Annotated in this window: 10 protein-coding genes and 1 pseudogene; 7 read left to right on the top strand and 4 right to left on the bottom strand. The window is 62.0% G+C overall.

Translation table 11 applies throughout. The annotated features are described in order from the left end of the window. Nucleotides 1–45: 45 nt before the first annotated feature. Nucleotides 46–897, bottom strand: a complete 852-nt coding sequence (locus ATY29_RS22085; protein ID WP_097537347.1) for an oxidoreductase — start codon at nucleotides 895–897, stop codon at nucleotides 46–48. A 129-nt stretch (nucleotides 898–1,026) separates the two neighbouring features. Between ATY29_RS22085 and ATY29_RS22080 the strand changes: the two genes are divergently transcribed. Then, nucleotides 1,027–1,914 (top strand): LysR family transcriptional regulator, encoded by an 888-nt coding sequence (locus ATY29_RS22080; RefSeq protein WP_003573744.1) that lies wholly within the window; start codon nucleotides 1,027–1,029, stop codon nucleotides 1,912–1,914. Nucleotides 1,915–1,947: 33 nt separating this feature from the next. On the opposite strand, the gene ATY29_RS22075 is transcribed toward ATY29_RS22080, so the two are convergent. Continuing rightward, entirely contained in the window at nucleotides 1,948–2,550 is a 603-nt protein-coding gene (locus ATY29_RS22075) for a nucleoside 2-deoxyribosyltransferase (RefSeq protein ID WP_003573742.1), read from the bottom strand. Nucleotides 2,551–2,763: 213 nt separating this feature from the next. Here ATY29_RS22075 and ATY29_RS22070 point away from each other — a divergent pair, with 213 nt between their 5' ends. Next, complete coding sequence (locus tag ATY29_RS22070) at nucleotides 2,764–3,804, top strand: alpha/beta hydrolase (protein WP_003573741.1); 1,041 nt, start codon at nucleotides 2,764–2,766, stop codon at nucleotides 3,802–3,804. A gap of 60 nt (nucleotides 3,805–3,864) precedes the next feature. Here ATY29_RS22070 and ATY29_RS22065 read toward each other — a convergent pair whose 3' ends face one another. Continuing rightward, nucleotides 3,865–4,488, bottom strand: coding sequence for a carboxymuconolactone decarboxylase family protein (locus ATY29_RS22065; RefSeq protein WP_097537339.1), 624 nt, complete (start codon nucleotides 4,486–4,488; stop codon nucleotides 3,865–3,867). A 62-nt stretch (nucleotides 4,489–4,550) separates the two neighbouring features. Then, nucleotides 4,551–6,086: a sensor histidine kinase gene (locus ATY29_RS22060; RefSeq protein ID WP_097537338.1), complete on the bottom strand. Its 1,536-nt coding sequence runs from the start codon at nucleotides 6,084–6,086 to the stop codon at nucleotides 4,551–4,553. 376 nt (nucleotides 6,087–6,462) lie between these two features. Between ATY29_RS22060 and ATY29_RS22055 the strand changes: the two genes are divergently transcribed. The 5 genes and pseudogenes from ATY29_RS22055 to ATY29_RS22035 form a co-directional block, all read left to right on the top strand. Continuing rightward, nucleotides 6,463–7,536 (top strand): LacI family DNA-binding transcriptional regulator, encoded by a 1,074-nt coding sequence (locus ATY29_RS22055; RefSeq protein ID WP_097537337.1) that lies wholly within the window; start codon nucleotides 6,463–6,465, stop codon nucleotides 7,534–7,536. Between the two features lie 5 nt (nucleotides 7,537–7,541). Continuing rightward, complete coding sequence (locus ATY29_RS22050; RefSeq protein WP_097537336.1) at nucleotides 7,542–9,155, top strand: acyl CoA:acetate/3-ketoacid CoA transferase; 1,614 nt, start codon at nucleotides 7,542–7,544, stop codon at nucleotides 9,153–9,155. Next, complete coding sequence (locus ATY29_RS22045) at nucleotides 9,148–9,927, top strand: enoyl-CoA hydratase/isomerase family protein (protein WP_097537335.1); 780 nt, start codon at nucleotides 9,148–9,150, stop codon at nucleotides 9,925–9,927. The genes ATY29_RS22050 and ATY29_RS22045 overlap by 8 nt, the downstream gene beginning before the upstream one ends. Further along, nucleotides 9,927–11,456 carry an aldehyde dehydrogenase family protein gene (locus tag ATY29_RS22040; protein ID WP_097537334.1) on the top strand — a complete coding sequence of 510 codons (1,530 nt, stop codon included), beginning with the start codon at nucleotides 9,927–9,929 and terminating at the stop codon, nucleotides 11,454–11,456. The genes ATY29_RS22045 and ATY29_RS22040 overlap by 1 nt, the downstream gene beginning before the upstream one ends. A gap of 78 nt (nucleotides 11,457–11,534) precedes the next feature. Beyond that, a pseudogene (locus ATY29_RS22035) lies at nucleotides 11,535–11,978 on the top strand (sugar ABC transporter substrate-binding protein); the annotation flags it as partial.

Here is an 11,978-nt window from a genome sequence, read left to right as displayed (position 1 = left end):
GACTTAGGTCATCCCCAGCATAAGGCGAATGTTGATTTTGCCGCTTCAGACCGAGACCGTTGCCTCGCTCGGAAAATCCGTCGACAAAGCAAGCTCACGCCAGGCGGCTAGTTCCTTTTCGACGCTGGCATGCTGCGCCTCGATCATCGCCACCGTATCGCTGCCGAAGGGCATGCGTAGCGGCGGGTTGGCCGAATTGACCATCGTCACGATGCCGGCAGCGAGTCTGGCGGGGTTGCCGGGCTGGGCATGATTGGCGTCGGCGGCGAAATTGCGCATGTTGCCGGCCGGCGTGCCTTCGTAATCGGCAATGGAGGCCGGGCTGATCGCCAGCGACGTGTCGGCGAGGAAGTCCGTGCGGAAGAAGCCGGGCTCGATGATCGTCACCTTGATGCCGAAAGGGTCGAGTTCGGCCGCCATCGATTCGGACAGGCCCTCGACGGCGAATTTCGTCGAACCGTAGATGCCCCAGCCGGGATAGCCGAAGTAACCGCCGATCGAGGAGAAGTTCAGCACGTGGCCGGAACGCTGGCGGCGCATATAGGGGAGCACCGCGCGCGTCACCTTCAGCAGGCCGAAGACATTCGTAGCATAGAGCTTTTCGATCTCTTCGGCGGTGGCTTCCTCGACGGCGCCGAGCAAGCCGTAGCCGGCATTGTTGGCAAGAACGTCGATGCGTCCGAAGCGAGCGATGCCGGCAGCCGCGGCCTCTTTTGCCTGTGCCTCGTTGGTGACGTCAAGGGCGACGGCAAGCAGGTTCGGATGATCGCCGAACTGCTCGGTCACGGTCTTCGGGTTGCGAGCGGTGGCGATGACGGCATCGCCGGCGGCGAGGGCTTCCTTGGTCATCAGCGCGCCGAAGCCGCGGGATGCACCGGTGATGAACCAGACTTTCATGACGAATTCCTTTCGGGCTGCTTTGTTTCGTTTGCGTCGCATCTCTGTGCCGACGGGGTGAATTTGACCGAAAATCCGCTGATGTATAAGATTTGTTATTCTCGAAACTATGATGAGTGTAATTCAGCAATGCGCGCCACCGAACTTTCCGAGTTCGCAGCCTTTTCAGCCGTCGCGCGGCATAAGAGCTTTCGCAAGGCGGGCGAGGAGCGGGGTGTCACCGCCTCTGCGATCAGTCATGCCGTGCTCAACCTCGAAGATCGAATCGGTATCCGCCTGCTCAACCGCACGACACGCAGCGTCTCGCTGACCGAGGCCGGCGAACTTCTGATGTCGCATCTTGATCCGGCCTTCGGGGAGATGGCCGCCGCGCTCGACGCGCTGAACCGCTACCGAGACACACCCTTCGGCAAGGTGAGGATCAACGTGCCGAACTCGATCGGTCCTTTCGTCATCGGCCGCGTCATTGGCCCGCTACTGAAAAAGAACCCCAATCTGCAGCTGGAAATCAACGCGACGGATCGGCTTGTCGATATCGTCGAGGAAGGCTTCGATGCCGGCATCCGTTTCGGCGAACGCGTCACCGACGGCATGATCGCACTGCGCATCAAGCCGCGCATCCGCCTGGTTGTTGTCGGCTCGCCCGCCTATTTCGAGAGCCGGCCGAAACCGGCAACACCTCACGAACTCAAGCGCCATCTCTGCATCCAGAACATGTTTCCATCAGGCGCGCGATATGCCTGGGAGTTCGAAAAGAACGGCCAGACGGTGAGCTTTCAGCCGACCGGACCGCTGTCGCTCGACGATCACGAACTGATGATGCAGGCAGCGCTCGGCGGCGTCGGTCTTGCCTATATCTGGGAACCGCGCGTGGAAAGGGCGGTCGCCAGCGGCGAACTCGTTCAGGTGCTGGATGACTGGTGCCAGCCGGAGGAACCGCTCTATCTCTATTATCCGAGCCGCCGCCACATGTCGGCAGGCTTCAGGGCGGTTATCGAAGCGATGCGGGCGGAGTAAAAGCTCAAGTTTTCTGTCCGTCGCCGGCGTCGCTCAACCCGGAACCGGACCCGCGTGGTGAAGTCGGCGGCCATCGGCATGCATGCCTGCGATCGTCTGCAGCGCCGCAAAATAAACCGCCAGATCGCGGGCAGGGTCCGCCGGCAGCGCGGCCGCACGGAATACTCTGCCTCCCGTCGCCTCGACCCCGCCGTCGATCATCAGGTTGTCGGCCATGCCGTGATTTTCGATGGCGATGCCATCCGGTCCGCGTGGGCGCCCGCTCGTCTCATCGATCTCGAGCCCCGCATACCAGACCGAGCGAACACGCAGCCCATAATCGTCGGGGTGATTGGTATAGGCAAAGACCGCTTTTCCGAGCGCAATCATGAAGCCGATCTCGTAAACCGTTCCCGGATCGGCGCTGACGCCGCGAAACGGCGTGATATTGGCGAGGCAGATCTCGGCTCGACGCATGGCGTCGTCGTTGCGTGCGTAGATCTCGGCGGCGGTCCGCTTCACCGGCGTCTGGTTTTCGTCGCTGCCGGGACCGGTCGGCTCGAAGCCGAACTGGCGCGCCAATCGGCGTTTTTCGGCCATGATCGGCATGGCATCCGGAAGAAAAACTTCCGGGCCGGCAAGGTAAATGGTGGTCATCGGTATCCTTAACTTACACACGAGACGAAGCGCCGGGGTCGGGGCAGCCAGGCACGGAGCCCATTTCCGACGGATGCGCGGCAAATAGCAAGCGTGCCGGCAGGCATTGTCCGTTTTTTTGAGGAGCAGCCAAGGTTCCGGCCTCACCCTTTTGACTCCAGTGGACGAACCGGCCAATTATGCCGCATGGCCAGCATCGTCGGGGAGAAGTTGATGAACGGTGGGATTTTGCCAGCGGGTATTCGAAAAGCCCCAAAGCGGCTTGTTTGTCTGTTTCCCGTCTGGGCCGCGCTGATGCTCGCGGCATCGGCAGCGATCGGCAAGGACATTGGACCGCAAAGCCAGGCCTCGCGCGACCAGGTCGAAAAACTCGTCGGACTCTGGAAGGATCATTTTGCCGGCGCCGATGGCCTGCAGCAGCGCCGCACCGCTTTCAGGACGCTGATGGAGACAATGCCGGGGCCGACGCGCGTCCAGGTCCGGCAGGTCGATGCCGACGGCGTCGATGCCGAGCTGATGTGGCCCGCCCGTCTTCATCACCCGATCGGCCAACGGGTGATCCTCTATATACATGGCGGCGGCTTTTCCGGCGGCTCCATCCGCACGCACAGTCTGCTTGCCGGCTCGCTCGCCAAGGCCGCATCCAGCGACGTGCTTCTGATCGAATATCGGCTGATGCCCGAATATACCTATCCCGCTCAGATCAACGACGCGCTGACGGCCTATCGCTGGCTGCTCGACAACGGCTATCGCAGCGAGAACGTTATCGTCGCCGGAGACGGCGCCGGCGGCAATATCGCGATCGAGACGGTGCTGCGGCAGATGAAGGCGGCAAAACCGTTGCCGGCGGCCGTGGTGGCGCTCAGCCCCATCACTGATCTTGCCGCGACCGGCGGATCGATGACAGCGAATGCCGATAGCGATCCATTCGTCGGCAAGGCCTCGATCGAGACCTTGCGGAAGGCCTATCTCGGCAGCCGGTCTCCGACCGATCCCCAGGCATCGCCGCTTTATGCCGACATGACCGGCTTTCCGCCGCTGCTGCTGCAGGTCGGCTCCGGTGAAGTTCTGCTCGACGATACGCTGCGGCTCGCCGACAAGGCACACCAGGCAGGTGTCGATGTCACCACCGAGGTCTGGCCGGGCATGCCGCATCATTGGCAGCTGTTTCCATCGCTGCTCGACGATGCCGATCGGTCGAGCCAGAATATCGCCGAATTTGCGATCCGGAATTTTGCGGACAAACCGGAGTAGGGGGCGGGAGGAGCAGGATCGCAACGGCCGCCGCCCAAGCATCCTCTCTTTACCCCATCATCATTGCGATGTGCCGCGTGCCGGTGACGGCGCCAGAGGCCGTTCGACTTCCCGGCCGACGCTGAGCGCTTTGCGCACATTCGGCTCCAGCCGCTCCATATAGGCATGGTCGGGCGCAGCCCCCAGCGCATCCAGCATTTTCGAGAAGAAGCAGCGGGCGGCCGCCGCAGCCGTGACGTCGAAGACCTCAGCATCGCTCAACCCGTGTTTCTTCAGTCCGTCTATATCCTGCTGGGTCACCGACGTCGCATCGCGCGCCACTTTGGCGGCAAAGGCCATGATGGCCCGTTCACCGGCATCGATCGGCGCTTTCTCCGTCTCGTTGACGACAGCCGTCAGGCCGTCGCCGGTAAAACCCTCGCGCAGCAGCACGGAGCCGTGCGCCAGCATGCAATAAGAGGATTTCAGCTCCTTGGCGGCAGCAAGCGTCACCAGTTCATAGCGCCTCAGGCTCATATGGCCGCGAATGCTCGAAAGCAGCGCTGCCCAGTTCTCCATCACCTCCGGCCGGTGTCCGAAGGCCCGGTACATGTTCGGCAGATAACCATAATTCGCCTCGGCCGATGCATACATCGACGTCGTCTTCTCGCTGGCGGATGCATTGGGGGTGGGAATGAAAGCCATGGCATGGTCCTCCTCTATAGGAGAAGGATAGGGTAGATAATGAGGACAGCAATCCTGAAATGTCAGGCGGCGTCACTGTTGTCGGAAGCGTTACCGGTTCGCTTGATCGGAAGAGTGACGGTGAAGGTCGATCCGCGTCCTCTTGCGCTTCGAACTTCTATCGAGCCGTCATGGAGTTCGACGATCTGCTTGACCAGGTTAAGGCCGATGCCGGTTCCGGCAATTCCGGTCGAGGTCCCGGCACGGAAATAGCGCTGGAACAGCCGGGGCACGTCTTCGGGATCGATCCCCACCCCGTCATCGCTGATCGAGACTTTGACGTTTCCCGACTCCTCCCATGCGGTGACGCGAATTTCCGAGGTTCCGGGCGCGTATTTGACGGCATTGGACAGCAGGTTGGTAAAGACTTGCGCCAAAGCGCGGCGGTCGGCATCGATGAATTCCGGCAACCGGTCGATGTCCAACGCAAAGCTGTGCGTCTTGGCGATCGTCGACTGACGCTCGCAACAGGTTCTTATCAATGATTGCAAGGCGCAGGCGTCATAGCTGATATCGATCTTGCCGGTATCAAGGCGCCCGGCCGAAAGGATGCTCTCCATCAGATCGACGATCCGGTTCACTGATGCACGGATCTGGTCGACTTTGTCGCTGAGAAATTCGGGCTCGACTGCCCCTCTTTTACGCAGCAGCCGTTGGGCGGCAGCGTCGATGATGGCGAGCGGGGTTCGGAATTCATGGGACGCCATTGCCACGAACTGCCGCTGCAATTCGTTGATGTTGCGCTCCTGCGCAAGCATTCGCTCGAGTTCCCGCGCCTGGCGCTCAACTTCCGCCGTGCGGCTCTGCACCGTCGTTTCGAGCTGATCGTGATGCCGGCGCAGCTCTTCCGCAAGCCGCACTGTCTTGGTGACGTCTTCGTGGGTGGCCACGTAACCACCGTTTTGCATCGGATTGTGGGTGATCTTGATAACGCGACCATCGACCAGCACGATGTTCTGGCTGGCCACCGCACCGCGCGCCGTCGCTTCGAACACCACATCGAAATAGGTCGCGGTGTCGACCGGGCCATTTCCCACGCTGCTCCGATAGGCCAGGATATCGACAAGCGGCGTGCCTGGTTGGGTCAGTGACTCCGGCAGATTGTACATCCGTGCGTAAGAAGGGTTGCACAGGATCAACTTCTTTGTCGAATCGAACATGCACAGCCCATGCGGCATGTTCCTAAGGGCCGCGTCGAACCGGTGATGTTGTTCGGTGAGGCTGTCTTCGACGCGGATGAGAGTAGAGATGTCTTCATAGCTCAGGATCCAGCCTCCATCCTTCGACGGGGCTGAGGTCAACGAGATCATCCGTCCGTCGGAAAGCGCAAACTGCGATATCTGTGGTTTCCCGGTGGTCGACCGCCTCGATGCCACGGCGCGGCAGTCCCTGGTACCCGGCAATTCGTCGATCGTCATTCCCTTGCGGATCGCGCCTGCCGCCAGACCGAGAATATCGAGCGTGCGGGAATTGAATGCCGTCACCGCGCTGGCAGGATCGAGGAGAACGATGCCCTGCGGCAGGTTTTCCAGAATGGATTCAAACGAGTGTGGCATCATCCGGCCCTGCTTCAAATCTGGCGCGTTGCACGCATACGTAGCATTGGTCAGAAACGATAAAGTTTCGCTAAAGGTCTGCAGCAGCTCCTCGGGGGAGACTTGGAAAGAGGAGATCGGCCGCCTCGCTCGAGGCGACCCCGATGGGCAAAAACATGCCTCGTCCGCTCCCTTTTCTGCCGGACGAAAATATCGAACGATGGCGCTTATTGATCTCTGTTTTTAGAACGTTCCAATCTCGAGCGAAGGATCTTGCGTCAAGGAAGGAAAAATAAGTGAACAAAATCGAGATCGATAATATCTCGTTTTAGATTCCGCTTGACAGAATTGGAACGTTCCAAATAATTGTCGTTAAGTCAACGCGTGGTCGGGAGGAAAAATGACAAAGGCGCGGGTCACCGTCATTGACATTGCGAAAGCCGCCGGCGTCTCCAAGTCGACGGTGTCGCTGGTGCTTCAGGGCTCCTCCCTGGTCAATGAGGGGACGCGCTCCAAGGTCAATGCCGTGATGCGCGAACTCGGCTATGTGTATAATCGCGGCGCCGCCAATCTTCGGCAGGCCGGCGCAAAGTCGCGGATCGTCGGGGTCGTCGTCAACGACCTGACGAACAGCTTTTTTGCGGAGCTGGCGGTCGGCGTCGATATGGTCGTCCAGTCGGCCGGCTTCGTGCAGTTCCTGTCGAACACCGGCGAGAGCATCGACCGGCAGCGTGAGGTTGTCGCATCGATGCGGGAGCACGGCATTTCCGGCCTCATCGTCTCGCCGGCGCGCGCCACCGATGCCGCAGATTTCAAGCCGCTTGTGGCGGCCGGGATTCCGGTCGTCGTCGTCGTTCGAAACCTGCCCGGCGCCAAGGTCTCGTCGATCGTCTCCGATAACCGGGCCGGCATGGTGTCGGCGGTCAGGCATCTGGCCGGGCTCGGCCACAAACGCATCGCTTTCCTCGGTGGTTTTCCCGACACCGCTGTCTTCGACGACAGGCTTGCCGGTTACCGAAGCGGCGTGGAGGCAGCCGGGCTCGACTTTCACGAGGAACTCGTCATCTCGTCGGCGCCGTCGCGGGCCGGCGGGGTGGAGGCGATCGGAAAAGCGATCGCGCTCGGCCGTCGGCCGACCGCGGCCGTCTGTTTCAACGATGCCGTCGCTTTCGGCGTTTGTGACGGATTGCGCGCCCGCCGCCTGGAGCCCGGCGCCGACTTCGCCGTGGTAGGGTTCGACGACGTCATCGAGGCGCAGGCGGCGGTTCCGGCGCTGACGACGGTTTCAGTCGATCCGCAGGGCATCGGGCGACGCGGCGCACAGATGCTGCTCAAGCAGATCAATGCCGGCAAGGCCGAGGCGGAGGCGGTGACGACAGCCGTTCGGCTGGTCGTTCGCGAAAGCTGCGGCGCCGGCAAGACTGCGTCGGCAAGGGCCGGCAAGAGCGTAAAATCGAAACAGGACGCTGAGTAATCCACATGCAGAAACATCTCACCCCAACTGAGGCGGCCGCGCTCATCCCGGATGGCGCCGTCGTCACGGTCTCGTCTTCAAGCGGTCTCGGTTGCCCGGACCTGATGCTGAAGGCGATCGGCGAGCGTTTCGAGGCGATCGGCCACCCCAGGGACCTCACCACCCTTCATCCGATCGCCGCCGGTGACATGAGCGGCATCAAGGGCGTCGATCACATCGCCCGGAAGGGCCTGCTCAAGCGCATCATCGGCGGCTCCTATCCGTCGGGGCCGTCATCGTCCGAGCCGCCGCTGATCTGGCAGATGATCACCAGTAACGAGATCCCAGCCTACAATATTCCCTCCGGCATCCTGTTCGACATCCATCGCGAAGCCGCGGCCAAGCGGCCGGGCGTCCTGACCAAGATCGGTATCGACACATTCGTCGATCCCCGGCGGCAGGGCTGCGCGATGAACGAACTGGCTTCGGAAGAACAGGTGGTCAAGCGCGTCAGCTTCGAGGGCGACGACTGGCTGTTCTTCCCCTCGATCATCCCTCAGGTCGCCATTATCCGCGCCACCACCGCTGATGAGCGCGGCAACCTGACCTACGAACATGAAGGCGCCTATCTCGGCGGCCTCGACCAAGCGCTCGCCGCCCGCAACAATGGCGGCATCGTCATCGCGCAGGTCAAGCGGATCACCAAGGAAGGTTCGTTGAAACCGCATGACGTCCGGGTGCCGGGCATGCTGGTCGACTATATCGTCGTCGATCCCGAACAGAAGCAGACGACCCAGACGCTATACGATCCGGCGATTTCGGGAGAAATCTTTCGCCCGCTCGATAGCTTCCACGTGCCTGACTTCAATGTTCAGAAGGTCATCGCGCGCCGCGTCGCGCAGGAATTGCAGGCGGGAAGCTGCGTCAATCTCGGCTTCGGCATCTCGGCAAACGTGCCGCGGATTCTGTTGGAGGAGGGGCTGCATGGCGCGGTCACCTGGGTCATCGAACAGGGCGCGGTCGGCGGCGTGCCGCTGCTCGACTTCGCCTTCGGCTGCGCATCCAATGCCGACGCCTATATGCCGTCACCCTATCAGTTCACCTATTTCCAGGGTGCCGGCTTCGATGCATCGCTGCTGTCCTTCCTCGAGATCGGCAGGGATGGTTCGGTCAACGTCTCCAAGCTCTCATTCCGTCCGCATGTGACGGCCGGCGCCGGCGGCTTCGTCGACATCACCGCGCGGGCAAAGAAGATCGTCTTCTCCGGCATGTTCAACGCCGGAGCGAAGCTTTCGATCGCCGATGGGGCTCTCGCCATCGAGAAGGAAGGCAAGCTGAAGAAGCTCGTCAACGAGGTCGAACACGTCACCTTCAGCGGCAGGCGGGCGATCGAGCAGGGGCAGGACATCATCTATGTCACCGAGCGGTGCGTGATGAAGCTGACACCTGATGGTATCGTCCTTACCGAGATCGCGCCCGGCGTCGATCTCCAGTCTGAGATTCTCGATCAATCCGAGTTTGCGCTGATCGTCGCGCCCGATCTGAAGGTCATGGATGCAGCCCTCTTCAGCGAAGCGGCGATCGGCCTGTCGCTTCCGGCCAAAAGGGCACGGACGCTGGAGGGCGCCTTCCATGGCTAGTGGAACAGTCAAAGTAGACGTCGACGGACATGTTGCGACCTTAACGATGTCTCGTCCGGAGAAGCTCAACGCGCTCGATCTCGATATGCTGAAAGCCTTGGCGGATGCCGCCGACGCGGTGGAAGCGAACTCGAATGTGCGCGCTGCCGTTCTCACCGGCGAAGGAAAGGGCTTTTCCGCCGGGGGCGATATCAAGGCCTGGGGCGGAATGCAGCCTCAGGAATTCGGTCACGCCTGGGTTCGTCACGGTCATCGCATCTTCGAAAGACTGGCAACGCTCCGGGTGCCGCTGGTCGCGGCCCTGAACGGCCACGCGCTGGGAGGCGGGCTCGAACTGGCCGGCGTTGCCGACATTCGCCTCGCAGACGAACACATCAAGATCGGCCTGCCGGAGACCGGCCTCGGAATGGTGCCGGGCTGGTCCGGCACCCAACGTCTGGTGCGCCGATTCGGCGCGCAGGCCGTCAGGCGCATGGCCTTGGGCGGCGAGATTTTTACCGCTGAGGAGGCACGCCTGCTCGGGATCGTCGACGCGGTAGTTCCAACCGGAAACGCGCTGTTCGCCGCCAAGGACTATGCTGAACGGATCGCCGCAAAGGGTCCGGCGGCCATCGAGATCGCCAAGTTGATGATCGCATCGGCGAACGGCGAAGACAACGGGACCGCCGTCGAAGCCCTGGGCTCGATCCTGGCGGCCAAGACCGGCGATCTGAAGGAGGGCGTCGCGTCGTTCAGCGAGAAGCGCCCGGCAACATTCAAGGGAGAATGGTAATGACGGTCCTCGTCAACCCCACCGCATTGAGCAACCACAAAGCGCGCGATTTCAGGATGCTCATCGACGGCAAATGGGAGGCCGGCGCCGCCGATCCGATCGAGCGTGTCGCGCCAAGCCATGGGGTCGTGGTCAGCCGCTTCCCGACCGGCAGCAAGACGGATGCCGAACGCGCCATTGCTGCCGCGCGGAAGGCCTTCGACCTCGGGCCATGGCCGCGGATGACGGCTTCCGAACGGTCCGCCATCCTTCTCAAGGCCGCCGATCTGATCGCCGCACGTGCCGAAGAACTCGCATTCCTCGACGCGATCGAGGCAGGCAAACCCATCACGCAGGTACGGGGTGAAATTGCCGGTTCGGTCGACATCTGGCGCTATGCCGCGGCACTCGCACGCGATCTTCACGGCGAAAGCTACAATACGCTCGGCGATGGCACGCTTGGTGTCGTGCTGCGCGAAGCGATCGGCGTGGTGTCGATCATCACACCCTGGAACTTTCCGTTCCTGATCGTCGGCCAGAAGCTGCCCTTCGCTTTGGCCGCAGGCTGCACGACCGTCGTCAAACCCTCGGAACTGACATCGGGATCGACGCTTGTGCTCGGCGAAATCCTGCAGGAAGCAGGCATTCCGGAGGGCGTCGTCAACATTGTCACCGGCAGGGGACCCGAAGTCGGCGCGGTCATGACGTCTCATCCCGACGTTGACATGGTGTCCTTCACCGGCTCGACCGGCGTCGGAAAACTGACGATGTCGAATGCCGCGCAGACGCTGAAGAAAGTCTCGCTGGAACTGGGGGGCAAGAACCCGCAGATCGCCTTCCCGGATGCCGATCTCGACGCCTTCATCGATGCCGCTGTCTTCGGCGCCTATTTCAATGCCGGCGAGTGCTGCAATGCCGGCTCGCGGCTGATCCTTCACAAGTCGATCGCTTCCGATGTCGTCAAGCGGATTGCCGAATTGTCGAAGGCGGTCAAGGTCGGCGATCCCCTCGATCCCTCGACGCAGGTCGGCGCGATCATCACGCCGCAGCATCTCGAAAAGATCTCGGGCTATGTCGCCGGCGCCAGGAGCAGCGGCGCCCGGGTCGCGCATGGCGGCGAGACGCTCGACCTCGGCATGGGGCAATTCATGGCGCCGACCATCCTCGAAGCAGTGACACCCGATATGGCGGTGGCGCGTGAGGAAGTATTCGGCCCGGTCCTGTCGGTCCTGACGTTTGAGACGACGGCCGAAGCGATCGGGACCGCCAATTCCATCGACTACGGCCTGTCGGCCGGTGTCTGGAGCCGCGATTTCGATACCTGCCTGACGGTCGGCCGGTCGGTGCGGGCAGGCACGGTCTGGATGAACACCTTCATGGACGGTGCCTCGGAACTTCCCTTCGGCGGCTACAAGCAAAGCGGCCTCGGCCGCGAGCTCGGTCGCCATGCGGTCGAGGACTATACCGAGACCAAGACGCTGAACATGCATATCGGCAAGCGCACCAGTTGGTGGATGCCGCAGACAGAAAGCCGGCTTGGCCGGTCATGAAACTACGCCTGAGGAGGGCGGGTGATCGGTGCGGGAATGGGTCCCGCATCTTGCAAGATGGAACTGGGAGGTTCTTCGATGAATAGGTTTCTCACCACGACTGCCGTGATCGCATTGGCTCTGGCCGGCGTGCATGTGTCCGCCCGCGCCGCCGACGTGAAGGAAGTGCAGATGCTGCACTGGTGGACGTCTGGCGGCGAGGCAGCGGCGCTGAACGTCCTGAAGCAGGATCTGTCGAAGGAAGGCTTTGCCTGGAAGGACGTGCCGGTGGCCGGCGGCGGCGGTGACGCGGCGATGACGGCGCTGAAGGCGATGGTGGCGGCCGGCACCTATCCGACGGCCTCGCAGATGCTGGGCTATACCGTGCTCGATTACGCCCAGGCCGGCGTCATGGGCGACCTGACGGAAACGGCGAAGAAGGAAGGCTGGGACAAGTCGGTGCCGGCCGCACTTCAGAAGTTCTCGGTCTATGACGGCAAATGGGTCGCCGCCCCGGTCAACGTCCATTCGGTCAACTGGCTG

It is taken from the genome of Rhizobium hidalgonense (genome assembly GCF_002914525.1).
Lineage (GTDB): Bacteria > Pseudomonadota > Alphaproteobacteria > Rhizobiales > Rhizobiaceae > Rhizobium > Rhizobium hidalgonense.
The sequence above is the reverse complement of the archived record's forward strand: the minus strand, read 5'-3'. Positions and strand labels throughout refer to the sequence as shown.

Excerpts from the sequence above, each read along its gene's own strand:
- ATY29_RS22065 (WP_097537339.1), bottom strand. The coding sequence starts at position 4,488 with ATGGCTTTCATTCCCACCCCCAATGCATCCGCCAGCGAGAAGACGACG.
- ATY29_RS22050 (WP_097537336.1), top strand. The coding sequence starts at position 7,542 with ATGCAGAAACATCTCACCCCAACTGAGGCGGCCGCGCTCATCCCGGAT.
- ATY29_RS22075 (WP_003573742.1), bottom strand. The coding sequence starts at position 2,550 with ATGACCACCATTTACCTTGCCGGCCCGGAAGTTTTTCTTCCGGATGCC.
- ATY29_RS22085 (WP_097537347.1), bottom strand. The coding sequence starts at position 897 with ATGAAAGTCTGGTTCATCACCGGTGCATCCCGCGGCTTCGGCGCGCTG.
- ATY29_RS22055 (WP_097537337.1), top strand. The coding sequence starts at position 6,463 with ATGACAAAGGCGCGGGTCACCGTCATTGACATTGCGAAAGCCGCCGGC.
- ATY29_RS22070 (WP_003573741.1), top strand. The coding sequence starts at position 2,764 with ATGAACGGTGGGATTTTGCCAGCGGGTATTCGAAAAGCCCCAAAGCGG.
- ATY29_RS22060 (WP_097537338.1), bottom strand. The coding sequence starts at position 6,086 with ATGATGCCACACTCGTTTGAATCCATTCTGGAAAACCTGCCGCAGGGC.
- ATY29_RS22045 (WP_097537335.1), top strand. The coding sequence starts at position 9,148 with ATGGCTAGTGGAACAGTCAAAGTAGACGTCGACGGACATGTTGCGACC.
- ATY29_RS22040 (WP_097537334.1), top strand. The coding sequence starts at position 9,927 with ATGACGGTCCTCGTCAACCCCACCGCATTGAGCAACCACAAAGCGCGC.
- ATY29_RS22080 (WP_003573744.1), top strand. The coding sequence starts at position 1,027 with ATGCGCGCCACCGAACTTTCCGAGTTCGCAGCCTTTTCAGCCGTCGCG.